This is a genomic window from Paenibacillus sp. LS1, assembly GCF_026013365.1.
In the GTDB taxonomy this organism is placed as follows: domain Bacteria; phylum Bacillota; class Bacilli; order Paenibacillales; family Paenibacillaceae; genus Paenibacillus.
Map to the genome: position 1 here is coordinate 94,510 of NZ_JAPDOE010000005.1, position 25,176 is coordinate 119,685.

22 protein-coding genes and 1 pseudogene are annotated in these 25,176 nt (G+C 36.1%); 4 read left to right on the top strand and 19 right to left on the bottom strand.

Annotated features, from left to right (window positions below):
* Positions 1–288: 288 nt before the first annotated feature.
* Positions 289–1,386: a tyrosine recombinase XerS gene (gene xerS / locus OM416_RS19505; protein WP_264932287.1), complete on the bottom strand. Its 1,098-nt coding sequence runs from the start codon at positions 1,384–1,386 to the stop codon at positions 289–291.
* Positions 1,387–2,177: 791 nt separating this feature from the next.
* On the opposite strand from xerS, the gene OM416_RS19510 reads away from it, so the two are divergent.
* Positions 2,178–2,480 (top strand): hypothetical protein, encoded by a 303-nt coding sequence (locus tag OM416_RS19510; protein ID WP_264932288.1) that lies wholly within the window; start codon positions 2,178–2,180, stop codon positions 2,478–2,480.
* A gap of 178 nt (positions 2,481–2,658) precedes the next feature.
* On the opposite strand, the gene OM416_RS19515 is transcribed toward OM416_RS19510, so the two are convergent.
* The 9 genes from OM416_RS19515 to OM416_RS19560 all read right to left on the bottom strand — a co-directional run bounded on the left by OM416_RS19515 (position 2,659) and on the right by OM416_RS19560 (position 12,759).
* Complete coding sequence (locus OM416_RS19515) at positions 2,659–3,819, bottom strand: protein kinase family protein (protein ID WP_264932289.1); 1,161 nt, start codon at positions 3,817–3,819, stop codon at positions 2,659–2,661.
* A gap of 474 nt (positions 3,820–4,293) precedes the next feature.
* Positions 4,294–4,617: a hypothetical protein gene (locus tag OM416_RS19525; protein ID WP_264932291.1), complete on the bottom strand. Its 324-nt coding sequence runs from the start codon at positions 4,615–4,617 to the stop codon at positions 4,294–4,296.
* 45 nt (positions 4,618–4,662) lie between these two features.
* Positions 4,663–5,235 carry a GNAT family N-acetyltransferase gene (locus tag OM416_RS19530; protein ID WP_264932292.1) on the bottom strand — a complete coding sequence of 191 codons (573 nt, stop codon included), beginning with the start codon at positions 5,233–5,235 and terminating at the stop codon, positions 4,663–4,665.
* Between the two features lie 138 nt (positions 5,236–5,373).
* Entirely contained in the window at positions 5,374–6,135 is a 762-nt protein-coding gene (locus OM416_RS19535; protein ID WP_264932293.1) for a hypothetical protein, read from the bottom strand.
* Between the two features lie 739 nt (positions 6,136–6,874).
* Entirely contained in the window at positions 6,875–7,627 is a 753-nt protein-coding gene (locus OM416_RS19540) for a hypothetical protein (RefSeq protein WP_264932294.1), read from the bottom strand.
* A 632-nt stretch (positions 7,628–8,259) separates the two neighbouring features.
* Positions 8,260–8,736 (bottom strand): hypothetical protein, encoded by a 477-nt coding sequence (locus OM416_RS19545; protein ID WP_264932295.1) that lies wholly within the window; start codon positions 8,734–8,736, stop codon positions 8,260–8,262.
* Positions 8,737–10,230: 1,494 nt separating this feature from the next.
* Positions 10,231–10,749, bottom strand: a complete 519-nt coding sequence (locus OM416_RS19550) for a hypothetical protein (protein ID WP_264932296.1) — start codon at positions 10,747–10,749, stop codon at positions 10,231–10,233.
* Positions 10,750–11,331: 582 nt separating this feature from the next.
* Positions 11,332–11,598 (bottom strand): helix-turn-helix transcriptional regulator, encoded by a 267-nt coding sequence (locus OM416_RS19555; protein ID WP_264932297.1) that lies wholly within the window; start codon positions 11,596–11,598, stop codon positions 11,332–11,334.
* Between the two features lie 600 nt (positions 11,599–12,198).
* Positions 12,199–12,759 (bottom strand): hypothetical protein, encoded by a 561-nt coding sequence (locus OM416_RS19560; RefSeq protein WP_264932299.1) that lies wholly within the window; start codon positions 12,757–12,759, stop codon positions 12,199–12,201.
* 868 nt (positions 12,760–13,627) lie between these two features.
* On the opposite strand from OM416_RS19560, the gene OM416_RS19565 reads away from it, so the two are divergent.
* Positions 13,628–14,584 (top strand): DUF4238 domain-containing protein, encoded by a 957-nt coding sequence (locus OM416_RS19565; RefSeq protein ID WP_264932301.1) that lies wholly within the window; start codon positions 13,628–13,630, stop codon positions 14,582–14,584.
* Between the two features lie 154 nt (positions 14,585–14,738).
* Here OM416_RS19565 and OM416_RS19570 read toward each other — a convergent pair.
* From OM416_RS19570 to OM416_RS19585, 4 genes and pseudogenes are all read right to left on the bottom strand, one after another.
* Positions 14,739–15,817: pseudogene (locus OM416_RS19570) on the bottom strand (IS4 family transposase).
* A gap of 443 nt (positions 15,818–16,260) precedes the next feature.
* Complete coding sequence (locus tag OM416_RS19575; protein WP_264932303.1) at positions 16,261–16,983, bottom strand: SEC-C domain-containing protein; 723 nt, start codon at positions 16,981–16,983, stop codon at positions 16,261–16,263.
* A gap of 76 nt (positions 16,984–17,059) precedes the next feature.
* Complete coding sequence (locus OM416_RS19580; RefSeq protein WP_264932305.1) at positions 17,060–17,272, bottom strand: hypothetical protein; 213 nt, start codon at positions 17,270–17,272, stop codon at positions 17,060–17,062.
* A 1,664-nt stretch (positions 17,273–18,936) separates the two neighbouring features.
* Complete coding sequence (locus tag OM416_RS19585) at positions 18,937–19,227, bottom strand: hypothetical protein (protein ID WP_264932307.1); 291 nt, start codon at positions 19,225–19,227, stop codon at positions 18,937–18,939.
* Between the two features lie 308 nt (positions 19,228–19,535).
* On the opposite strand from OM416_RS19585, the gene OM416_RS19590 reads away from it, so the two are divergent.
* Positions 19,536–19,757, top strand: a complete 222-nt coding sequence (locus OM416_RS19590; RefSeq protein ID WP_264932309.1) for a hypothetical protein — start codon at positions 19,536–19,538, stop codon at positions 19,755–19,757.
* Positions 19,758–19,816: 59 nt separating this feature from the next.
* Here the strand turns inward: OM416_RS19590 and OM416_RS19595 are convergent, their stop codons facing one another.
* The 4 genes from OM416_RS19595 to OM416_RS19610 all read right to left on the bottom strand — a co-directional run bounded on the left by OM416_RS19595 (position 19,817) and on the right by OM416_RS19610 (position 23,283).
* Entirely contained in the window at positions 19,817–20,395 is a 579-nt protein-coding gene (locus tag OM416_RS19595) for a hypothetical protein (protein ID WP_264932311.1), read from the bottom strand.
* A gap of 61 nt (positions 20,396–20,456) precedes the next feature.
* Positions 20,457–20,753, bottom strand: a complete 297-nt coding sequence (locus OM416_RS19600; protein WP_264932313.1) for a hypothetical protein — start codon at positions 20,751–20,753, stop codon at positions 20,457–20,459.
* A gap of 1,035 nt (positions 20,754–21,788) precedes the next feature.
* Positions 21,789–22,898, bottom strand: a complete 1,110-nt coding sequence (locus OM416_RS19605) for a hypothetical protein (RefSeq protein WP_264932317.1) — start codon at positions 22,896–22,898, stop codon at positions 21,789–21,791.
* A gap of 211 nt (positions 22,899–23,109) precedes the next feature.
* A complete protein-coding gene (locus OM416_RS19610; protein ID WP_264932319.1) occupies positions 23,110–23,283 on the bottom strand; it encodes a hypothetical protein in 174 nt (57 codons plus the stop codon).
* Positions 23,284–23,576: 293 nt separating this feature from the next.
* Between OM416_RS19610 and OM416_RS19615 the strand changes: the two genes are divergently transcribed.
* Entirely contained in the window at positions 23,577–24,419 is an 843-nt protein-coding gene (locus OM416_RS19615) for a hypothetical protein (RefSeq protein WP_264932322.1), read from the top strand.
* Between the two features lie 122 nt (positions 24,420–24,541).
* On the opposite strand, the gene OM416_RS19620 is transcribed toward OM416_RS19615, so the two are convergent.
* Positions 24,542–25,159, bottom strand: a complete 618-nt coding sequence (locus OM416_RS19620; RefSeq protein ID WP_264932324.1) for a hypothetical protein — start codon at positions 25,157–25,159, stop codon at positions 24,542–24,544.
* Positions 25,160–25,176: the final 17 nt, after the last annotated feature.

Sequence of the window (25,176 nt, forward strand, 5' to 3'; positions counted from 1 at the left end):
CTGAAGCTGTTCAAAACCACGCCGCTATAACTACAGGATATTCTTCAGATTCTCTACTGATATTTTTGTTGCCTGAGGTATACCATCATGCTCAGCAGCCTCGAGAACCTTGCTAATGAGCGCAAAAGGTATTCCATATAGTAACACAATAGCCTTGCTATAGGCTCTCCGAGAAGTCTGATGATGATCGTAGACACAGTTACCAAACATTATGTAATTGATGACTATAAAAGTAGCAAAATACGCCGATTTCGGAAGAAGAGATCGGCGTAACATAGTTCTGTGAGTCTATCGGTTCCTTCTATCTATTGCTTCGGACATTGTTTTGTCTGTAAGATGAGCATATATTTGTGTCGTTTGTGGGGAGGCATGCCCTAACTGAGATTGAGTTTTATATAAATCATTAGAGAGGTAGTAATCTGTTGCGAAAGAATGCCTTAATTTGTGAACGGTCAGAAAGGGTTTTCCAAATGCTTTGGCGTATTTTATAATCATGTCCTGGATGGCTCTTTTAGACATTCTATTTCCTTCTGATTTCCCATTAGGTAGAGCAAGGAAGAATGCATTATCTTTCTTATTTTTATACTGTTGAACGCGGATACTCAAATAGGTACTTAATGCAGGACAGACCTCTTTTCTGAAATTGACAGGGGTTTTGAAGGCTTCATCTGTACCACCTTTACGAAAGACGTAAACCGTATTTATGGTCATATCTATGTCATTTAAATTTAAGTTCACAACTTCTGAAACTCGTAGTCCAGAATGTAAGATCAAACTAACAATACATGCATCACGTACTTTGTTTTGATAGTATGAAACCAAAGCACGCTTTTTATCGCCTATAGCTGAAGGATAACTATTAGCTATGAATTCGATAAATTCATCTATCTCATTTTCTTGAAGGAGTTTACCAGACAAACGACTCGCTGTTTCCTCAGGTTTCTTCATTTTTTGTACCGGAATCTTAGCCATAACGTTTCGTTTAAGCAAAGGATATAAATTCTCATCTTCTGCAAATTGGCTTAGATAACTGAACAAAGAGCGGAGAGAAGATATTCTCCTCGAAATAGTTGATTTAGAAATGGGTAAGGAATCTTTCTTTTTACTAACATTCCTTATAGAAAGATAATGTTTGTACCCTGTGATTGATTCTAGTGGAAGCTTTTCTAAAGTTTCAAGTGAAATGTCAGTAATCTTATCGGCTGAAGAAATACCCTCAGCGATCAGGTAATTAAAGAAAATTTCGTAGTCTCGGATATACTCAAGTAGTGTTGTTGGGGATTTGTCCGGTAATTTATAGTTGATAAATTGATCTACATACCAAGGCATAAAAGGGAGTTTATCCATTAGTTCTAAATAGTCTAAATTTCTTTGAACCTGGGGCATAAAATTTTCACCTCATAATCTAGTTTAAATCTAAATGTAAATAATAAAATAAGGATCATGCAGCATTAACCGTTATCAAACCTATATTTTATATTTGAAGGGAATTTGACATAAAGTTGCCTACCATGTTCCGTTAATTAAAGACGAAGGGCATAAATGCAGTAGTAGGGAAAAGACAGGGTTAAGATTGGTAATTGGCTTTTTAAATGTTAACGTATATAATATCAATTATATGCGGTAACATTTATAGTATAACCAATGATTTAATTTAATACAACAAACAAACAAAAAAGAAAGAAAGAGTGATGTCATTCTCCAGTCTGGTAGGCAACTTTATGTCACTCCCTCCGGATTATTTATTCATGTTATTTACAGCGCTTCTCATTTGATTCATCTGTTAAGTGAGTATAAATCATTGTAGTTTGTATTGAAGAATGTCCTAATTGATGGTTTAGACAAAACTCCCTTTATATTTGATGATCCTATTTCCTATTTCCTCTTTAGATCAATTTTTTGAAGAAACAACTGTTAAAAGACTTGTAAAATTAAGTTTAACTAGGCAAGTTATTATCTTCACTCACAGGCTATCATTTTTAACTCTGCTTAATGACGCTGCAAAAAAAACTGGGAGTGAAATGTGATGGAAATTGGTTGAGATCTGAGTCTTGGGGTGCTGGAGCTTGGTCAGACTCCACTGGATGGGAAAAGTCCATCATCTGCATTAAATTCACTATTAAATGAAAGAGTAAGTTCTGCAGAAAAAGTACTTAATGAACGAGGAAGAACAGAATATGATCTACTGGCTAAAGGAATATGCAGCGATTTTAATTGAACGCTTTATTGAAACAGAATTACTCTCTGAGGTCGTCCTACGGTTTAGACGCTCTGTTCAAACAATGAATAAACTTCATAAATTGTCCCATATTACTCCAGATGATTGCAAAATGTTCGATGAATATATGACGAAATACTCGACATATGAACATTCCCAACCTCATGAAATACCAGTCGAGTTACCCGAACCAGATGAATTGAAAGCCGATATGCAGAAGGTGATACTCTGGTCCAAAGAATTTAAAAGTCGTTCAGCTTGATCATTCTAATTCTTAGCTTCCTTTTATGTTTTTCTATTCTATATATTATCTATATACAATCATCGTTTTCGTTTTGCTATGCCTATAGCAAAATAAAAATATTATTTAACTTTCTCCTAAACGTTAAACGCATTCTATTCCAGATTTACTTCGGCATAATTTCGCTTCTAAATAATAACTAAAGAAGATTTCTTTTCACCTTTATGAACTCGGACTCCATTTCTTTTATACTACCGAAACGTTCTTCTATATTTGCTGAATGTCCTCTCAATAAAAAGTCATGAACATTTTTATCTTTATTGTACAGTCCGCCTTTGGTATTCCCTGTTAACACAAAATTTATTACTTGTATTAAAGCATAGATTTCATGTCTAATTTCATATTTATCAAATCCGACTATATTAAGATGATTATCGTTTAATGAACCTTTTATACTTGAATCTGGGTCAGTCAGTGTACTATCCTTGGTTTTAACCAAACCAAAATCAGAAACTTTCACTATAGTTGTACCATCATCATGAGTTTTAATCAGTATATTACTGTGGCTTATATCGCGATGAAGAAGTTCTTTGCTATGAATATATTTAAATGCTTTAAAAATCTGATTAATAATTGAAACTCTATCCTTTATTGATAACTTGTTATTATTAGCCCGCATATATTTTGCTAGTGTGTCTTCAACATATTCCATAGTATACTCATTAATTTGATCATTATAGTTGTAAACCCTCACTATGTATGGGGAGTCCAACTTGCTAAGCTCTAAAAACTCGTTTTTAAACCTTATAATTTCTTTAGGACTTAAATTTTTCTTTGCTCGTTTTAAAGCAAATGTTTCGTTATAATGTGTATCGTGAAACTTGTAAACATTTGCGTAAGAACCTTCCCCTTTAAATAGGGTTTCGAATGCATCTGACTTTTGGACACGAATAACATCTGTTTTATTCATTAAAGTAAAGATCGGATCGTATTCAACCAGATTGATCCTAGGAAACTCATCAGGTATAGCACTGCCACCACTATAGGAAATAAACGCACGACATTGATTCATTATATCTTCATAATGATCGTTTATTTTAAATGCAAGAGAAGTGTCTTTAAGTCTTGCAAATAGACTCCTTATTTTATCAATAAGATCCGAAAGTCTCCTACTTTGTTCTGCATTGTAAGTTTTATTACCGTTGTTTTTTTTATTCAAAAAAGAAAGTAAAGGGTTAATAGAAGCATGAATAAGAATAAATGTCTCTCTTAAATATTCATTACTAATGTCTTTATAAATATCCTTATATATAAACGCTTCATCAGTCGAGAATTGCCGGTTTATACCTTCATAATTCATTTTCAAAAATCTTTCTAATGAATGGTCAATAATTATAATATAAAACACTCCTTTACTTTATATGTCCCACTAAACCTTGGTCTCTTAAAAGAACTGATCTAACACCAGTAACATAATACTAAAAGCCAAGACGCCGCTGCTCATTGACGCAAGAAGATTGATTTTTCACGATTTCCCCTTCCGAATCTGCGAAGCCCCAAAGCTACTACCAGACCTACCGCTCCAACAACAACGCCTACTATCATTTCATTCACTCCTCAGCCTACAGAAAATTTATCTTAACTTGCTTTAGTATCTTCTAAATTGTGGCATGCCTCTCGTTTTATCATGTCCAGCTGATCGACTCCACCGCTGCCTCCAGATCCTCAACACCAGGAGTAGTATAAATCATCGTCATGGCAATATTCGGTTCCCCGTTTTCCTTAAAATGACCCATTAGCAGAGCGACCTTTTGCAAATCGTTACCGGCTGCAATCAGATCGTGACCAAAGGTGTGTCTAAGCTCAGAAAAGCTCTCATTTGCTTGGGATCAAAGCCATCTCCTTCTTTCCAACATAGGAGCAATACAGCATTCTCCATGAGATTGAGCTTCCCTTCATAGCGATATACCCGGTAAGCGGAGGCGCCAATGGTCACTAGATCGGTATCCGATTTCGAGATGTAGGAAGCGAAGCTTTTGAGCGACTGCCGGATGCCTTGAGGATAGAAAATACGGTTGGTCTTCAAACCACTAATCACATGAAAGCCACGCTCCGCACTCGATTGAAGCACTGAAGCAGACGGATACCAGGCATCCATAAGAGAATGTTTTACTCTATTAAATTGTACTATTTATGACTAGGGTTAATCGTCAAAAGTTTCAGATTTTTGCATGTCATTAACTTGACTTTGGGGATTTTCACCTTCGAGTTCATTTTTACCTCGAAGTAAAAACGCGATTATTTTTTCAACTTCAATACTACCAGAGCTTTTAGTGTAAGTTATGGAAGTGGTTTTTGTATCACTCTCCACTTTATTGTTATTAAATTCAAAATCATTTTCATATTCGTCCTCATCGTCATCGTCATGGATATAGTTAAGTTTGATGACTCCTTTTTTATTGGCTGCATTTAATAAAGCAGCACCTTCTAGAGTTGGATAATTTTCTGTTTCGTCCTCCGGATACTCAATCTGCTTGTAAAAAGTTGCACCATATTCTAACATCTTAATACCAATGCCGGCCCTTCGATAATCAGGTTTTATGTCCATAAGACATAATTTGTAATGTTCAGAATCATAGTAATCATCATCAAAAGTGACATGTTCATAGTTAAAAACACCGATGATTTCTTCATCATGTTCTGCAGTTAAACCTTGATCAGTAACGACAATAACAATCAGTCTTCCTTTTTTGTCCGTAAATTTATTATTACTCACAGATTTTTCCCACCTTTTATTTAATCTACTTCAGATAATTGTAGTTCTCTTTCGGAATTAAAAGTAAAGCATAACATGAATTATGTTTCGTGATCCTGATAGAGTATTTAGCATAATTGATGAGTCGAAAATTTTTTCCTAAACTCTTGGCGAACGTTTCATTGCATCCTCGATTTGAAGTAAAAACCTATCTATAAAAAGCATTTTGAAACTCTCTGTCCAGTGGATATCATTCTCATTTATCTTATAATACTTGGTAATTGAATTACTTCTCGTGCAATGTAATGTTTCCTCTAATTTTGTAGCAAGCAATTGATCAAAGATTAAGGGAACAAACTCACGCTTAATATCCGCAAATTCTAGCACTTGGTTGATTGCGTCGTGTAAAAATGCTATTCGTAATTGCTGTATTTCATCAAAAAATTGAGATTGAAAACCTGGGGACCACAATGTAATCGACAAGGTGTACCGTTCTAATTCTTTCAAGGAATCAATTAAACGACCTTTAGTTATTTTTATTATGTTATCCTTTGTTTTACATATACGTTTAGGGTTAGTTGTGGCAGATAAGCAAAGCATTATAAAACGGATACTTTCCTTTATGACTATGTTTTTTTCTTGAGCACGTGTAATTGCAGCTTCAAACTCATAATTTACGTTGCCGGCCAGGGGCAATACATATTTCTCGAATTCCTCTTTATATAAAATGTGATTGTTCTCATAGTCTTCTTTATAAGAAGCGAATTCGTCTATCCTATCAATTGCGCTATGCATCTCCTCATAAAACTTATGTATCTTGTTAATTCGTTCAATGCGTATTTGGGATGTCTTTAGACGATTAAGTTCATCTTTTAAATTAACTCTAGAGAATGGTTTGGACGTCTTTTGTTCAGTATTCACCTCATTTGGCCCCCTACAACCGTTTTTGTCCATAATAATGGACAAATTCAAAAAAAATTCAAATATACATCATACCCTAGTTGCTTGACTTATTTTTTGATAAGATATGAGCAAAGCATAGGTCACAAACACACATGGATTTGTCCAATACAAATTAAAATTCATTCTTTACATGAATGATGTGGACAGACAGTTACCTAAGACCATGCTATAATATTCCATACGAGGTTCGATTGATGTAGTGAGTTGTGGTCACGGTTTGCCTTCGAAAGGAGGTGAAACACTAATGACCACATTTCTAGTTGTTGTAAATGTTCTCAAGGGGTGTGCAGCCTTAATTAGCATAGGGCTAGGCATAAAAAGAATCTACTTCTTGATCAAACGACATAAGCGGCAAAACAAGAAAAAACCCACCGTTTAATTAGGTTCGCAGCCTAACGGTAGGTTTTTTAGTCCACTGCTAACTGGCACTGCCGTGGCTACACATTACATCTTTTGGCACTCATGGGTCTTCACTGTTCCAGCAGTGAAGGCCTTTTTTTGCACAGTATGTGCAAAAAGAAAATGTTATATAGCATGTGTAATGTATATGTGTATTATACTACCCGTAAGGTTGATTATTCAATCTATAAGACCTTTTCCTCGTGAAAATATGATCTTGAGGATTTTACCTTGGGCTGAGTATGGCTATAACCTTACAACAAATCCCGCCATCCTAAAAGAGGATCACGTGTAATGTTTAGATATCCTCAATTACTTTCCCAAAGATAATGGGGGTTATTTCGTTATGAAGCGTTGAGTTTAACCCTGTCCATCCTCGTAAGATTCTCGACATGCTATCTAACTCATCCATAAAAGTTTCTTTGGTGATCCGACCAGATATGAGCGTCCATCCCGCTTTAATAATTTTGTCCTGAATACTATCTCCCTCAGTGCGGCTATACTCTGAAGCCAGTTCATTAATTGCTTCTGCCACCAAAACAGGATACATAAGTCGTTGCTGTCTCAGCTCAAGCTCAGTGGTTTTTGGTCCTACAGAGTGCGTACTGAAATGGACTGCAGCATCTTTGAAAATGATCCCTCCCTCGGCTCGATAAAGATTCCGATACGAGCGTTCAGGGTCATTAAACAGTGCATACGGATGGAGCGTGACCAAGATGCATGTTGTGACTTGGAATGTCCTCTCTTCAATGAAAAAATCTCGCAAGATTATTTCCGGAATTCTGCAAGAGGTTCGAGTTCGATAGGAATCGTTGAACTTATGGAGCATGTTGTGTTGGTAGCGATATACGAAATCTTTAAGATCTGCGTCACGGTAGCGCCAACGGGTTGTCCCTATTGGCTTAATTGCATTAATTTCAAAATTTCTAGTCCAATTGCTGAGGTCCGTTGAATTAAGTTCTTTATTGAAAGTACCCTGATGCTGATTTAAGTAAATCAGCGCTTCTTTACTTGTTAGCATATACTCTTGCTCTGGAATATAAGTAAACATGAATTAGAATCAACCTCCCTTTAAATTAATAACAATTTATTCCAAGTATATCACCTATCTATTCCCCGAGTAAGTGTATTCTAATCAAGTAACAAAGAAATAGGGGTTAACCACTGATAAATCAGTTGAGATATACTGTTAAAGCTATAACGATCAATAATATTGAGAGAAATAAGCCTGGTAACAGGATCAAATAAGATCGCATTTTACACCGTCCCTCATTTAGTCTTAAGAACTGAACAACATGATATTTACTACCATTTAATCAATACTGACAAAGAATATTATAATAGCAGTTCAGAATATCGAAAGATTCACGGTAATACAATAGGGCCATATTAACCAATAAAAAAGCAACCGATCGAATGATCGGCTGCTGGATTACGTAAAGCAGAATACTTTTGTGAAACTGTTGAATTAAGAACTTCAAATCTTGGTGTGTTCTCTCTTCTTGATTTTTTCATCATGTACAGATATGAAAATTATCATTCCCACAATATCTGTGAACATAATCCCTGCTAGTATGTACAATGCATAACCATCACTTATAGCACACAAGGCTATAACGTTAAACATTACAAATAAGAGAATATATTCCCAAGGAGCTCATTTCGGAGCTCCAACAAAAACAATTAACAACCACAATAACCTTCTCGTAATTTTTCAACTTTATCTTTAAAATTCCCATGTATATCTATCCAATGTGAATTCCGACCACATTCCCAGCAACGATATTCAGCTTGCACTCCATTGCGAGTAAGTCTCAAGTCTAACTCAAACTCATCCATTGACCTTACAAGAGTCACATCATCAACTGAGGGTATTCTACTGAATATATGCGTCTCTACGTTATAATCATCAATACTAGTCTGATACCCTAACTCAGCACAATAAATAATTCCATTACCAACATTGTAACTATAAATTACGAGATCACTCAAACCAAAAAATCCAGCGTATCTACGGATTTCCTTGAGTGCTGATATTTCAAATAGTTTTTTCTTTTTGAGAATATCTTCAATACCATAGTACCCTCCATTGCTACCTACCAATCCAATATTTTTCCTCTCGATTTCAAAATATTTTTCACTTCTTTCATCTAACTGCATTCTAGTTCATCCTTTCTATAGTTAGTCGGGTGGCCTGTAAGTGTGATTTATTAGATATTACTAGTAAATGTATACAATCCAATGGCTCGGTCTTATTCTGCTTATGTACTTTAATTATATGTAATCCTCCTCTATCGAAATGGTAAGACGCAAAAAAAGATGCAATCTTCAACAATGATTAATTTCCATTAAAAATGTGGAATTGTATCCCTGTGGACACTATTAATCGCTCTTGAAAAGGCATCTACTTAGAATTCTCTCTATGCGCTTGCAGGAGAGACGCTTAATGAATGAATATGATTTAATTCTATCAGAAAAAGTACCATATGAACAGAATTTAGTATAAATTGAAGATTAAATGTGATCCTGTCATACACTTAACAACGATAATGATTTGTGCTGGTCAAGTAGGAAAATTGAACTTTTTAACTATTCATATCGGAAAGGACCAGTGTTTAGTTCATAAAGTTCTTACAGCAAAAAACCGTCGATTATTTCGGATTAACGATTTTATTACAAACTAGCATTAGTAATTTCTCAGTATTATTCTCTCGTTCCATTTACCGAAAAGATTGTTACGTTCAAATACTTTAATTTATCTACGGCCCTATAAACATGATGGGAGTTATTTCGTTATGAAGACCAGTGTTAAGACCAGTCCATCCTCTGAGTATCTTCGACCGGTTGGCCATTTCTTCCATATAATCCTCTCGAGTAATGCGGCCAGCTATGAGCTTCATTCCCGCATTTTTAATTTTTTCCTGAATACTATCTCCCTCTGTGTGGCTGTACTCTGAAGCCAGTTCATTAATTGCTTCTGCCACCATAACAGGATACAAAAGTCGCTGTTGTCTCAGTTCAAGTTCAGTGGTTTTTGGCCCAACAGATTTTGTACTGAAATGGACTGCAGCATCTTTGAAAATGATCCCTCCCTCAGCTCGATAAAGATCCCGATACGAGCGTTTAGGGTCATTGAACAGTGCATAAGGATGGAGTGTGACCAGAATGCAAGTTGTGACTGGGAATGTCCTCTCTTCAGTGAATGCTGAGGTCTGCTGAATTAAGTTCTTTTTTGAAAGTGGTCTGGTGTTGATTTATGTAAGTAAGCGCTTCTTTACTTGTAAGCACGTACTCTTGCTCGGGGATATAAGTAAACATGAATTAGAATCAATCTCCCTTCAATCTAAAACATTTTATTTCAAGTATATCACCCTGCTAAGGTTTTCTAATCAAGTAACAAAGAAATAGAAGGTGAACCACCGATAAATCAGTTGAAGTATACTATTAAAGCTAAACCGATCAATATTATTGAGAATAATATGCCTGGTAATAATATCAAATTATCTCTCACTTTCCACCGTCCCTCATGTTAGATTAGAGCCATTCCTTATACAACGTACGCCGGCGGATAATATTAAAAGCTTTTGCTAGATAAATGTTATGTTTACTTCAACGCTACAAACTACTAGGTTCTATCCTTCTGAAAAAGGAAGATTAGAACGGCTTTGAAATGATTGGAGTAATTCGTAATAACCGCAATTCTTCTGGTTTAATAAATCCATTATTAAGCATGTAGCTTCTGAGGCTGTATATCTCCTTAGGATTTATTCTCCAATTCTCCGCTATTTCTGAAACAGTGTACTTCTGGAACAACATTTTGGCCAACTCGATTTTAACGTTTTGATCCAGAGCCTCAAACTCCTCATAAGTTAAAGTGACGTCGTCTGATATATTATATTTGTTGTAACCTTGGTCGTGATGACTAATAGGAATTCCTTTTATAACAAATAGGCTTTCGAGTTTCAATAAAATTAGTCGTATATACAAAGTCGTTCTTGAGATTCCCATGCCCTTACATATAACCTTATTTGTCTTATTTAATCTCCAGTGCCTCATGTACATGTGTTGCAGGTCAAAATCCATGTTCTTGAATTCATTGTATGGCATGAAATTGTTCAATTCTGTTTTCCATTCTGCTGAATTTATATTTATTATTCTTTCTGAAATAATCATTTATAATCTCACTCCCTGCCATAGTTTATAGCGAATTAAAACTCTACCGAAAATGCTTACAATTAACATAATTGAATCATCTCGCATTTTATCACTTTCCTTCAGTTAGTTTGACATTCAAGACAATAAACAATCTGAACAAACTATATTATAATAGCAGGTCAGATTATCGAGTAATAGAATGATGAAAGTTAACTAGAGTGTAGGCAACAGCTTATTTCAGGCTTTATATTTGTATCGAGTTTTTCGTAATTAATAATAAAAAAAGCAACCGATTGAATGATCGGCTGCTGATTACTTAAAGCATAATGGCTTTTATGAAACTTTACTTAATGTATTTATGGACCTTCAAACTAGATTCAATTCTTTAATTTATAAAAGTATTTTAAGTTAAACTCCTAAAGATTAAAGCCGCGATAATAATCAGGACTGTCCAAAAGGTAATTGGGATTATATCATCTTTGTGCAAGATGATACACCTCCTTATTAAAATGTATTGCAGTTTGATCAATATCCCCGTTCTGTTTATTTCTATTACTGTAACGAGTTGTATAAAATATTTTAAATAAACAGCAATTAGAATTACTGTTTTGATAGTCTGTTGATGGTGTTATGGTAATTCTGATCAAGGGTCAGCCAAAATTCCGCCGGCGGAGTAAATACTTTAGCAAGTTTATCTGCAAAATCTTGACTAACGGGTTCTTTACCATAAAAGTACTGTATCATCTTTTCATTGCTATATCCCGTTTTGTCTATAAGGTCATCCATGTTCATGCCATTATCAGCCAAAAGTTCAATTACGGTATCTCCTATTGGGATAGCTATAGGAGATGAATATTGATTTGTCATTGTTTTCGTTCCCTTCGTATATACAATTATCTTTATTCTTGGTTGCAGGATCAATATATAATTATCGAGGCCAACCATCAAGTTATTTGAAGCCAAGACTTTATGAAAACTAATTGATTGAATTTATTGCAGTTTTCTTGGCATCATCATAGGATTCAAGTTGCGTGGCTATCGTGATACCCTGTGAATTATCTACTCTGAAAAATGAAATAGATTCACCCATAACCTGGCTGTATGCCTTGACTATATAGCACGATTCATCTGAATTTGTGTCGTATACTAGCCAGCGGTTTGCATTCTGCTCATGTACCCTAATCATTTATATACTCTCCCCTTTATGGAATTTTCATAGATTAGCCCTGAAAGAACGCAAAAAAAGATGCAATCTTCAAAAATGATTAATCCCGCAAAATTAGTGGAATTGGTCCCAAGGACACGATTAATCACTCTTTGAAGAGGCATCTTAATTTAAATCTCTCGTCTGCGCTTGCATGAGAGTTCTATGAATATAGTAATACACTCATTGTATCAGTCGTGGAGACTTTTGAAAAGCTTGGGTACAGTTCTGCTTGCACAAGTGCAGTGAATGACTCTGTTAGATTAGTTCAAACTCCGGACTACCTGTACTCTTTGTTCAAGTTCCCAGAGAGAATTTTTATACTTTTCCAAAGAAGCGCTGTCTGTTGATGTACCCTGTTCCAGTTCTTTCTCTCTTGCAGCTATGTTTTGCGTTGTTCTTTCTATTAAACTCTCTAACCATCTTATTGTATTGACCTTCCCCATCTTATCGAATGAATATTTGTCAGCTTCTAGCTCAGCGTAGTGTACTTCTCCACGTGCAATTGATTCTTCTCGTCCGATTGCTTCATATTCTACTAAATGATTAAGCTTGATGTGACCCAGTTCGTGGTAAAAAGTGCTTAAGAGGAGATCTTTGTCCAGCTTAATATCATGAAGAACAATGAATGTTTTCTCCTCTAATTGATCACCATCTATAATACTTGCATCCAGGAACTTAAATCTAAACATTGCGGAGGATGATGTGAATTCTGGTGCACTCATGACAACAATATCCTCGTACAAAAAATATTTATATGGACGCAAATTGCCATCTCTCCCCCTAACAATCATTTCATTATCAAAGTTAAACACGGGTTCCATCTTAATCACGCTCCTTTTCTAAATGTTATAAAATCGTATTTACTTTTGATAAGGTACTTGCAACTGCTACGGGAGAAGTATGCCTCGACTTATTTTATACTGCGATAGTTTGTTTTACTATATAAAGCATGTTGAATTCGCCTCACCAGTAGAAAACCAGAGAAAAAAAGCCACCCTGATGAATCAGTGACTTATAATAGAATTCAATATTGTATTGAGGGTTAAGTTGGTAGTAGCTGAGGTAGGCTATCGTAGTATTTAATCACAGATGCTTCCAGCGAGTTTTCGAGTTTCTGACTCAACCAGCCAACCCAAAAGAAACGAAAACAAACTTATAAAATAAATATCTCAACTTTCGCACCTAGAATATCGACCTAAACCCTTGTGAGCGTAAGAAGACTTCAAATATTTGATTAAAAAACCTCGCTTGTTTTGTATTATGGAAGTGCGACCAACAATGAATAAGAAAGATTTGTAATCCTATGTTACAAGAACATTCTCTGTCTGACCAGACTTGTTTTTCTAAGCTTTTTGCTACACTTCATATCGGAAAAATTTTTGCGACACTTAGGTATGTCGTAGTTTTTCGTTTTCCTTATCAAGAAGTTCATTTTTCATTATACTGTGTTTTGTATATCCAAGTTAAGCTGTACAGATCCTTGTTTTAGTCCTGAGAAGCCAGGTCTCTTTGTATAAACTACTAAATACATAAATGGATTGAGAATATAATGTAGTACCTATGAAGAATTCGTCGTATAATGTAATAACTTCTCAGTTAACAGAAGTTTATAATGTCATAATCATATTTGGATAAGTATAGGACGTCACATTTTTTATTTCTATTTCTCAAAAGAAAGAAGGAAATTATATGGCCACTAAAAGACAACATTACGTTCCAAGATCTTATCTTAAATTATTTGCAGATTCAAAAAGTAAATTAATGTATTTTGATAAAGTTCAATCTAAAACGATTCCCAATGTTAAACCAGAGGGGGTTGCAGTTGAAAAATACTTTTACAATTTGGATGACGATATCATTTCAGAAGCTAAAAGGGAAGCAGAATTATTAGGTTCTCCTACTGCAAGTTTTATAAAAAAAGAATTTCTTGAAGATTATTTTGCTGGGTTAGAGGATGGAATATCTAAGGTGTTAGAAGTAGTTAATCAGAAGTTGGAGACATCTGATATAATCCAAAAACAATTCAATGAAATATTCACAGAAGAAGAAAAAGTGGGCATGTCTATTTTTATCGCACTTCAAAGCATCAGAACTCCTGCTTATAGGGAGTTAGGAGCGAAATTTGTGTCATCAATAGATCAGAATTTAGGAAGATCATTTGACGATGTAGACGACAATGTAAAATTATTAATGCAGTTGAGTACAGGAACGCTTGAAAGAGTGGGAAAACATTTACTCGATAACTTTGATTGGAACTTGGCTATTATAGGAGAAGAAAAACAAGCGAAGTATGCTGCTGTTAGAATGAATTATGTAACCGACGAATTCTTGATTTCTGATAATCCTGTTGTAAATTTTGTTCATCTTTCTGAAGAAAAACAAGAATCTTACAGAGAGATGGCTTTGCCCCTGACACCAAAGCATCTACTTGTATTGAAAGATAAAAATATCCCTTCTAAACCTGAAAAATCTATTTATACTATCCATGTAAATGACATACGTATTTATAATGAATACCAATGTCGTTTTTCTTCAAGGAAAGTGATATATCACAAAAAGAGCAATGAGAAAAAAATAAAATCATTTTTCAAGAGTTATCCACGTAGTTACACGCATAACAGTGGATCATTTTGTGTTTTGGGTTAATTATCTTGCCTCAAGTAGAGTTGAACTCTAAAGGTGTTTAGAGAATGGACATTAGAGTGCAGTATTATCCAATGAACGATCTTATATAGAAAGAAGCAAAGTAAAAATCACCAATTCTCATATACGGTCATTGTCAATTCTTATAATTATGTTCTCAACTTTCGCAGCTCAAATTTCCAAACAAACTCTTGATATAACTAGGTAAACCAGAGATCCATTCTTGTAGTTGACAAAAAACAGATGCTTTATTCTTGTTGGTTTTCGCCTGGGACATTTCGAGAAATAAACTCATCAGTTGCTGAAGCGCAGACTGGTAGTCCAGATCGCAAACCTCATCGGCAAAGAGAAAGAAGAGTCTTCCGAGTGTGCGGTCATCACTGGTTTCGCGCCGTTCAAATTCGGTTCCCAGTTTCAAATAGCTCTTTGTCACTTTAAAAAAGGTCTCAATACTCCAACGCATGCCATATATTCGTACAATTTCAGTCGAATCCAGCGTGACGTCTGTGCTTAAAATAGCAAGCCATTCCGTCTTTTATTCCGGTTGCGCACAAATACAAGCTTCACGGGCAGACCGCACGAAGTATGCACGACCACAGAACCTTTGATATCGTTTGTACTCGACTTGGGCACGCTTTGAAACACGGCACTCAGCGTCATTCGCTGTCCCTGTACGAGATATCGTTGCTTCATTTCGTTGACCATTCCAATTACAGGCAGACCGCTGCCCACGAGCTGGCGGAGCAATGGAGCTTGCGTAAACCAGCTCTTGGGCACGTAATCTGCAGTGAAGCCGGCTTTTAAAGCCTGATCAAGCAAGCCTACAACCGCATCAGGCTTACGTGAAAAAGACTCCATTCGGCGTTTGTATCCATGGCTGCGCTTCGAGAGATGGGAAACCATTTCGCAAAAACGATTGGACAGTTTGGCGGAAGACAGCATGACGAAATCGAGCGGTGCAAAGCTAAAACCGTCCGACCAACCGAGCGTGAGCATGGTGTAGCCTTTGATGTATTTGCCTGCGGCATGGTCAAATACACGTGCCAGCAGCTCCGCTCCGTGGTCACTTTCCAGAATGCGAAACCAATTTTTTCCTTCAAAAACCAACGAAAACACGATTCGAAAAATGGCTAAACCGGAAAGACCAAATGATTTGGAAATGCCTGCGTGCCACTTGGCTTTTCCGATGTGAAGTGTAATCCCTAAGATAAAATATATCCTATAATTACGTTCCATAAGTCACTCCCCCTGTTTCTGTGAGGTCTTTCATTTACAACTATCCGATGTCACCACTTCTGGTGTTACGTCTTTCCTTGATGTTCCGTGCGGTTTCTATCTTGATCCTCTTCATTCTCTGATCAAGAATAAGGTCTGCAAATTGAGTTAAGGCACCTATTGCCAAAATTGCTGAAACCGCCCATGTAGCGGTTGTTTTGTTTCCAGTACTAAGTGTTAGTATATCAACTGCACTGTCAAAGTAATATACTGCTATATCATGAATTCCTGAAAATATTCCAAATTACCACCCACCGACAACAAAAACTCCCACAGTACCATAAGTAAGAATGCTCTTATTCCATGTTATATTAATAACCTCCAGTTCGAGCTTCAGAAGATAACTTCAATTATTTGATCCGACACATTACTGGACATTATCCGACCTGGGGATGTACAGCATATTACATTGGTAGTAGCTCAGGTGGCTTCCCTATTCCTGAGTAATTGAGCATTCGAGTTATGTTAGTGCGTACGGTGTATGCAACTCGCATATAGTCGAACAATAGTGCAGATATATGTTGTTCTTCGCTGAATACATATCCATTGATCAACTCAGCTTTATGATGCCTTGAGGCTATTCTGTGATTACCATCAACTGCCCATTGTTCAAGCTCTTGGCCCCCCTGGTACTTGATTATGTATACAGGATCATCGTTGGATTCGGCATGAGCAAGAACTTTTTCTGTTAGTTCTTCAATGTTGATATGCTTCATTAGATCTTTTATGCTATAGCCCACAGCTTTCATCTCACCACTAGCGACAATCTGATCGAAAACGGGAATACTCCAGGTGAATTGGATGCTTCCAATGCCAGATGGGTGAATTCGACTATAAGTTTGAGCACCATAGCGATGTATTGGGTTAACCATAATTGATGAAGATGCAGCATGCTCTAATGCATCATACATATTCTTAAATATGATTTTATTATTCGGAAATTGAATTATTTGGATGTTCTTTTCAAACACTTGTACTTGCTTTTTTGCTACTTTAAGCGTGTTGATTTGAAAGAAATGAAGTTCCTCGATGGAGAACGCAATATCTTCTTTAAGCGGTTTATTCATGTGACAGTGTTTATACTTTTTGCCACTACTACAAGGACATAGTTCATTTCTTCCAATCATCCCTGGTTGCCTCCCTTAAAATCCTTTGTATTCTAACACTAGCATATTATCGAATAAATCGCCCATGGAGCTTAACCTAGAAGAAAAATAAAAATCTTCCAGTCAATTTGTATAACCAGTACAAACAAACTACAACCAGGAATAATCCGACAATTAAACTGCCATTGATTACAGCTCTCCAATTATACGGTCCTTCACCTTTAGATCCCTTAACAAAACCTAAAGATATTAGAGCAATTCCTACACCAAAACCAATTTGTGAAAGTATACCTATTATACCAGCTACCATGTGAACAACCTCCGATGTGCCCGAACGGGCTTATTGTATGTACTCGGTCCTATTTGTCTCCCAAAGAAGAGGCTAACTTGTATCGACCCTCATATTCATCACAAGACCCTTCAGCTACCTCCGGTGCGTCATATGGACAACATGACACCTCTATGACTAAATCAAGCTTATAGCTTCAATTAACAGATTTCTAAAGAGTGTATCAATTCTCTGGTATCTTCAAGTTGACTGCGGTTAAGTTTGGATCATCTTTTAGAAAAATTCGAATAACAGAAGTTATGGATTGTAACAAAGCCTGTATATATGCGATTCCAAGTAAAGTACAGTAAATCCATGTTAGCTCAAATAGATTAACATTCTTAATTAAAATGAAAGCGTAGGAAATAAGAAAGATTAACCTTAGTGCATACTCTATCTTTAGATTCGATGTGAATAATTTGAAAGCGGAAAATGAAATGTATAGTATAGAAACAAAACCAATCTGAAGTACTCTCTGGTTAACATCATGTTGACTTGATAAAAATAAATAACATGGAACGACGACCAACCAAGCAAAAAACATAATATTCATGAGTGTATCATCAATTTTGTTAAGTGTAGAAAACAAACCTTTCATCTTAAGCCCTCCAGGTTTACTGAACACCTTCTACTTTTAATAAATAATCAAGGGTCATTTAAAGTAATTACTTCGTATGTTTTTAAAAATGTCTACTACAACATCACGATAAAAATAATTCAATGTGATGGCATTAATGAAAAGTGCAGTCAATATGTAGACACTAATCGAACCGAGCGTACAAAACTGAAGAATAAGAAGAAAAATTGAAGTAGGTATAGATGCCATAACTAAACAAGTGATTATAGTCCGTAAATCTAACAAAGGGGATGCTCCTCTCTTAATGATTATTTAAAGTAATATTCCCATGTTGAGAAGCTGCTCAGTGTATGAATTCATAGAGCCATCGTATCAAGCCGTACTTTAGGAAGCAGGAAGCTCCGTCTGGTTCATTTAAAGTAATTCTTTCGTATGTTCTTAAAGATGTCTGCCACAACATCAGAAAAATAATACTTCAAAATGAGCACCCTTAAGGCTAGGAAACTGATTATAATAAGACTAATTGTTCCTTCTGAGTAGAAATGCATAACAAGATTAAAAATTGAAACGGGAATAGTTGCTAATATCAAACAAGCTACGATCTTTCGAGTATCTAACATGAGAAGTGTTCTCCTCCTCCTTCTTTAAATGTTTTTTCTGATTGTCCCTTTATATGTAGGAAGCACACTCAATATATAATTATCGAGTCCAGTCTTCAAGTTTTGAGCTAGAGTGGTGCTTTGTTATCACCTATTCCCCTGTGAACTACAACGATAGATGTTTCAGTGATTAGTAGCGATTGCAGAACTTCTACTTTGTGAGCACTTAGGTATCCCAATAAGGGTGTATTTTGAACGTGTTAATCATCAGAGGGACCGTAAACAAATTAGTATAACTCACGATAGATAAGCTGGTCTGTTTTTGTCTTGTGCATATAACCTATTAAATATGGATGTAAAGAAAAAAGCCGCTATAATAGCGGCGTCTTTGTCATTAGATATTAGATTAGCAACTTTACACTTACCATAAATTAATTAAACGGATCAGGGGAGAGAAGCAATCAGTATGGTTAAATCAGACAATCATTTGCATCAAATTCATCAATCGTCGAACCGTCTAATGCAATAAGCTTATATCCAAGCAACTTGTTGTCTTTTCTCCAACTGTCTAGGATGGGTTGAAGCTCTGCATTGCTTTCATATCGATACTGAACATAGTCAGTCTGATAATCTTTGACTTCAACTTCAAGAGTCAGTTTCGTCACAGGCTGATTGTCCTTATCAAACTCACCAATAAATTTGCCATCGCCGTCAAAGATTTTGTAGCCGATCAATTGTTTCTTGACTCGCCAAGGGCTCACAATATCCTCAATCTCCATTTCACTTTTAATTCTATAAGAGATACAGTCAATTATGTAGTTTTCTACTTCAACTTCGAGTCTCAATTATATCATTCCATTTCGTGAGAATACGTTACTCCATTATATGATCATCTTTCCTCTTAATTCAATATTAAAAATACACAGTGAAATGGAGCTCAGTACAATTAATGCTTGACTAATTCTGTAGAATTCTTATACTGTATGTAGCCAATATATTATTGAGCTGTTCTTTAAGGTTTGAGTAGTGTGAGATGTACAAAATAATCCGTTTCACTAGGAGGATAATCATGAAAACACTATCAAACGTAAGAACTGCTTTGAATGATGTCAGGAACAAAAGAGACAGAAAGCATTTCAGAAAAATTCTTGTCTTCATCCAGCATACTGAAAAACCCCAAGCTAACAAGAATGGTGTATATGGAAGATGGGGTATCGACGCTAAAATTCGATCAACATTCCAACCTAGATGGTCTGAGCCAGTCACTTCAGTTCAGTTTTGGGGGAAATAGACAGAGAGGAGCCCGATCGGGCCCCTCCTTTTTTTATTTATATGAGAGTTGGCTATTTCTTAGTTATGTTTCTTATCTGAGAAATTCACAAACAACCACAACACATCAGCTGCTAATAGAGTGGGCAGTAAGAATGTTAGAACAGCAGGATTTGTGAGAAGAGCAATACCAAAAAGAACAACGGCCGTAGCTCCTACAATGTTTTTCGTTGTTTGGATGGCCATCTTCACATTTTTCACTGTCAGCTCACCATACTGCTTAGCTTTAGAATCAATTTCTTTGATATAAGTGGAAACCGTCTGTGGTAGAGCAATCCCTGTCCCCACTACTCTTTCAAGGATATCTCCCTTAAGAAGTACATAAGCAATTGCAGTTGTAAGGGACTCAATAGATCGTGAAGGCATACTTCTCAGATAATTCAAACGTTCTTCCTCTGTTCTAAGAAACATCAGGGAACGGATCGGTTTAGGGATCTGTAATTTTGTTCTCACATTTTGTAGTGCATTTTTCCATTTGAATTTCGACGCCGGCTTTTCAATACTATTGTCTATTTCATGCTGGCTTACTGAAATACTTGTGCCATCTCCAAGATCAACAGTGTAGCCATCCTGTGTCTTAACTACCTCATATTTTCCCATTACACTCTCCTGACAATTTTTATATGTACCTGCCTACAATAATAATTGAATATCCTTCATATTACTGGATGATGTCTGTAGCTGATTGAGTATTGAAACTGCCCCTTGGACCAGAAGTAAGCTTTCTGGATCTGGTAAAGTGCTTATAGAATTTTTTACCGAAGGGAAAAAAATAATGGAGAGGTTTCATATTTTTTAAGATACGGTACCTAGTATTCGCCATTTTATTTCGTTTATCTTGATAATCTTTGTATGCAGCGTCTCTTTCATCGGAGGTCATAGTGAGTAGACCGAATTCATCAGACGTGTACAGCTTAACATGTAACTTTTCATTCTTTTTGATTTGACGTTTCTTCATAATAGCAACCCATCCTTATTGATTTATTGGGGAATCGTCTAAGCGTGATCCAATACTCTTTCCAGCAACAAGACACAGATTGTGCGTGTCCAGGTTCTTGTCTACAAGCGTCTACACTGAATTGTTAGGTTTGTATACATCTTTACACTATATTTGATTACGCATGTAATTAGAGGCTTACAACATTCCTTGTCATATGAAGGATCATAACCGAATCCTAACGAAGTATTTCACAGTGAGATGTGAATTATGGTTTTAAATTACCTTGCTTAACGGGTTGATTTGGTTTTTTGTTTTTACTTGTTTGCGTATTTTTCCTATATCGTTTAAAAATGAAATACCCAACGATGACTAATAGAATAGGCAGCCCATACTTTAAAAAAATATATGAAATAAACAAAAAGAATAAGGCAATCAGGCTGGACATATCGTTCATGAGTTAACTCCTCTTTTTAGTTCTTATTGGTGCTTATCAATTTCTTCAGATCGCTCCCCCACTTCAATAGATATAGAAGCGTTCCAAATAATAGGTTTATTAACACGCCTAGCAGCAGTCCTACAAAATACAGAGATGAGCTTAGATTTCTCTCAAGTTCAATCTGAGAAGCACTCGGTTTTCTGCTGAACAGAAATTTCATTATTCGATTTAGTGCAATGAAAATATTGAAGATCATGTAAGTAACCATTACGCTTTGTAGAATGTTCAATGCAAATCTCCTCCTCCTAGTTGTCACAGAATAATAAAAGAAAAAAGCACGTAGATATCCAGTGGATAAATGCGTGCTTCGCATGATTATGATTATAATATTTAGACTTCATATGGTCCTATAAGTTCGGAATGCCCCAATCCCACAGTTCCCCATTCGTCTTTTTAACCGTCAAATCTTTCCCTTGAGTATACATTATTTATATATTTTTCTGAATGATCAGTCAAATTTATAGCCATTGTATTCAATGGAGAATCCCGACTATATAAGTACTCTATGTCTTGAGGTGAAGGGAAAAATTGAAAGGTAAGATATTTGAATAGCACAGTCACTTAAGCTTTATGGAATCCAGATACTCAGCATAGTCATCCCAATGCATAACTCTAGTGCTGATTCCCAACTGCTCATAGATAAACTGCGATCGATCCCTGAATTTGTTATCCATTGTTACAAAGAGATGAGTACCTGCAGCATATTTCATGTGCTCATTGTCGTGTGCGCTGCTTCGTCTCGTACGTACTTCATTGTCAGTTTTGTACCCTATGTCATCTAAAGCTTTTACCAAAGCGTGTATGGCCTGGGAAACATAAGAATAGTTTTTTATACGTCCTAACTTATCTAGCATCTCTTTTCTTTCAAAACGCTCACATACACTAATGACCCATGGATGAGCTGCGACCCTTGTGTCGTTTAATTTTCTTGTGTGGTCCTTGTCTTTGTGTTCAGGATAAAATACTTCTCTTGTTTCGGTTTGCAACATACGGAGGTTTTCAACATCTCGAGCGATTTCAGGATTTTTGAGTACCCTGGCCAAACCGAGTTCCGGATCTTCATATGCGAGACTTAATTCATTTCCATTGAAATTAGAAATAAATAATGAAGAGGTAACCGTTCGAATTGTATTCAAAACATGCTGTTCTTGATTGTGGTCACTCATTCGGTTTATTTCTTCTAAATGAGATGGACTATACACATATTGAATTTCTGCGTATCCTGGAGATATTAGTTTATTGATCTCGGTGTGTTCTTTCTTATGGTATTTATCCAATACATTTTGATCTAAGTAGACAAGCAGCTTATGTTTTTGTGTATAGGGGGAACGGACGAAGTCGCTTGAATGAAGCTCAAACGAATAATTATGGCGAGAAACCTCATCAGAAGCTCTAAAAATATTCACCAGGTGCATTTGTTGTCTTACCCAAGTGGAATCTCCCTTTTCTTCAAGAAAGCCACGCACTAGTCGCCTGTTCTCGAGATAAGTCAAACAGGCATCACAATCCAGGCAAAGTTGATCATCCTCGATCAGATTCAATTTTTCATAAGTTTCGATAGACACAATAAGTGCATATAGCTCGAGCTGTCGTCCATCTGTAACAATGATGTCAATCGCTTCAGCAAAAAGTTCCCCCAAAATTTTATAATGATTACAACTTTGCATGGGTATACCTCCAATTATGTACAAGCATGTGAGCAATGATTAATTCTATGATGAATTTTCTATATTCCCAGAAGATTTGATCCGTACACACTTAATGGTACTCCAGGTTGAACCAAAGGTAAAACGAAAAGCCGCCAATTTAGCGACTTTGAAGTTGAACGAGTTATGTGATTCATGTATTTTTTGAATCAAACGTTCCAACTAGTTTACATCATTTGTAGTTGGCCTTATAGTAATCTGTCCATTCTAACTTCTCAAGAATATAGTCTCCTACCTCTTTGCTGAGAGTTGCATTAACCATCGAATCATGGATGCCCTTCAGGGCTTTCCGATCAACCCCAGCACCTTTTCCTTTACCTGGTTTATTACTTGTTTGTTTTGTCATCAGCTCATCTCCTTAAATGTTATATCTCTGTTATAAACTACTCAAATTGTTCCTGTAAATCCCCCCTTGACAACCGATGAAAAACTATAGTATATATGTCTGTTCCCTTCTGGGAGACATGAATAGCTCTGAAATTCAGTCATTTTTTTGGTTCAGCATCAGTTATACTAAACAGTTTTTCTCAATTTATCGAGGCTACGCTCTGCTACTTTATTTACTAAATATTAGGATGAAACCTGCTGCTTATTGCTGCGTAATTGTTCTCTATGGATCACGGAGAGGATGATAGTTCGGTGCAATCTTTATTTGGTCAGCAAATGATTGATTTTATTAAACGCTCGGATATAGAAATCTGTTATCCGGAAGTTATTTCGGTTGAACCACATTCAGATGGGACATACACTATTACAAATTCTTTGTCCCAAGTGTACATCTCAACTGCGGCCATCAAAGATAACTTTTCAATAAAAACATTCATTTTATTTAGCATTATAGATACCTATGTAGAGAGAATATATCCGGAGTTGGAAGGAAAGAGCTATCTTAGGAAGCTTTTAAAATTAGAGGAAAATAGATCTCTTGACGGTCAGGTGCTCCATGATTCTTTCCGGTTATATAAATTGCTGCGTAATGCGACAATTCACAACACATCGAGTATTAATTTAAACGATGCTGGTGACCTAAAGATTCGATATACGTTCAATGGAACGGAGTATGAGATGGAGATCACGTCAGTTGGGTTAGGGTATCAAAATACATTAATCTACGATCTGATTGACCCATTTGAGAGGAGATCCAGTACTTATTCCAATGCTTTCCGCTTGTCATTACTTACAATGGTTAGAATCGGCATCCATAAGTTTAATGACGAAAAGGGCAATCTAGAAGATATGGCCACGAGGGATACCTTGCCATTAGCGACAGGAAGAAGATATCGACTAGATCAGACGCATATTGAACGTAGGGGAAATCTTGTGGTGGTGAAGAATCCTTACTCCCCTAATCCATCAATTGCAAGTTTTAGTGGGGTTGATTATACGTTTACTCTTGACGGACATGCGTATTTTGTTCCCAGTGAAGCTTTGGATAAACACACGATATCACTAGAAAAATTGAAAGATTGGCAGATGAACTGATATAAAATAGAGCCAGAATAAGCAGTTGAGACTAACGGCTTATTCTGGCTCTAAACTATGCTATGAGATTTTAGTTCGTTTCTGCGTCTTCCCTAACAGGAATACAGTTCCAAAGATAAGATTCACCAGAAAATGATACATAACAATAAGAAATGTTTTTGTAGCCTGACCCAAACGGTTGATGAATACAGGTGGATCAACCGGTGCTTTTTTCTTTCCAGAGTAAAACATAAATAGTTCGTAAAATGCAATGAATCCATTAAGTATGAAATAGGCTGTAGTGACGTTTTGCATGAGCACTTTATTCCCTCCCAAAAGCAATGATCTTCTTTCTTATCTTGCCTTAGAAATACTACAGTATGGTTATCTTCCATAATTATAACTTCGAAAGTATCGTCTGTAGTAATCTCCCCCAACTGTTTGCCAACAGGACTGTCAATGTAAGGAGAAATCCAGTCCCAGAATAGTTGGACTTCGTGACTATAATTTTTAAAGTTAGATTGCGTATGGATATGATATCTGGTGTCGGTATTGTATACTTCAGCACAGCTTCCAATATTGATGCTGGAAGAAGTGCTGTCAAATAATTCTTTCCATCGGGGACACTTGAAAAGTCCGTGTTCTGGTAGAGTTGGAATGTCAGCTTCTTTATTAGCAATATACTGTAATATATCGATTACTTCAGTAGGTGTCGTGCATTTTAAATGAAAATTGGTTTTCAATTCAGTATAATCACCCATTTAGAAAAACCTCCATA

Excerpts from the sequence above, each read along its gene's own strand:
- xerS (WP_264932287.1), bottom strand. The coding sequence starts at position 1,386 with ATGCCCCAGGTTCAAAGAAATTTAGACTATTTAGAACTAATGGATAAA.
- OM416_RS19510 (WP_264932288.1), top strand. The coding sequence starts at position 2,178 with ATGATCTACTGGCTAAAGGAATATGCAGCGATTTTAATTGAACGCTTT.
- OM416_RS19515 (WP_264932289.1), bottom strand. The coding sequence starts at position 3,819 with ATGAATTATGAAGGTATAAACCGGCAATTCTCGACTGATGAAGCGTTT.
- OM416_RS19525 (WP_264932291.1), bottom strand. The coding sequence starts at position 4,617 with ATGGATGCCTGGTATCCGTCTGCTTCAGTGCTTCAATCGAGTGCGGAG.
- OM416_RS19540 (WP_264932294.1), bottom strand. The coding sequence starts at position 7,627 with ATGTTTACTTATATTCCAGAGCAAGAGTATATGCTAACAAGTAAAGAA.
- OM416_RS19545 (WP_264932295.1), bottom strand. The coding sequence starts at position 8,736 with ATGCAGTTAGATGAAAGAAGTGAAAAATATTTTGAAATCGAGAGGAAA.
- OM416_RS19550 (WP_264932296.1), bottom strand. The coding sequence starts at position 10,749 with ATGATTATTTCAGAAAGAATAATAAATATAAATTCAGCAGAATGGAAA.
- OM416_RS19555 (WP_264932297.1), bottom strand. The coding sequence starts at position 11,598 with ATGACAAATCAATATTCATCTCCTATAGCTATCCCAATAGGAGATACC.
- OM416_RS19560 (WP_264932299.1), bottom strand. The coding sequence starts at position 12,759 with ATGGAACCCGTGTTTAACTTTGATAATGAAATGATTGTTAGGGGGAGA.
- OM416_RS19565 (WP_264932301.1), top strand. The coding sequence starts at position 13,628 with ATGGCCACTAAAAGACAACATTACGTTCCAAGATCTTATCTTAAATTA.
- OM416_RS19575 (WP_264932303.1), bottom strand. The coding sequence starts at position 16,983 with ATGATTGGAAGAAATGAACTATGTCCTTGTAGTAGTGGCAAAAAGTAT.
- OM416_RS19580 (WP_264932305.1), bottom strand. The coding sequence starts at position 17,272 with ATGGTAGCTGGTATAATAGGTATACTTTCACAAATTGGTTTTGGTGTA.
- OM416_RS19590 (WP_264932309.1), top strand. The coding sequence starts at position 19,536 with ATGAAAACACTATCAAACGTAAGAACTGCTTTGAATGATGTCAGGAAC.
- OM416_RS19595 (WP_264932311.1), bottom strand. The coding sequence starts at position 20,395 with ATGGGAAAATATGAGGTAGTTAAGACACAGGATGGCTACACTGTTGAT.
- OM416_RS19600 (WP_264932313.1), bottom strand. The coding sequence starts at position 20,753 with ATGAAGAAACGTCAAATCAAAAAGAATGAAAAGTTACATGTTAAGCTG.
- OM416_RS19605 (WP_264932317.1), bottom strand. The coding sequence starts at position 22,898 with ATGCAAAGTTGTAATCATTATAAAATTTTGGGGGAACTTTTTGCTGAA.
- OM416_RS19610 (WP_264932319.1), bottom strand. The coding sequence starts at position 23,283 with ATGACAAAACAAACAAGTAATAAACCAGGTAAAGGAAAAGGTGCTGGG.
- OM416_RS19620 (WP_264932324.1), bottom strand. The coding sequence starts at position 25,159 with ATGGGTGATTATACTGAATTGAAAACCAATTTTCATTTAAAATGCACG.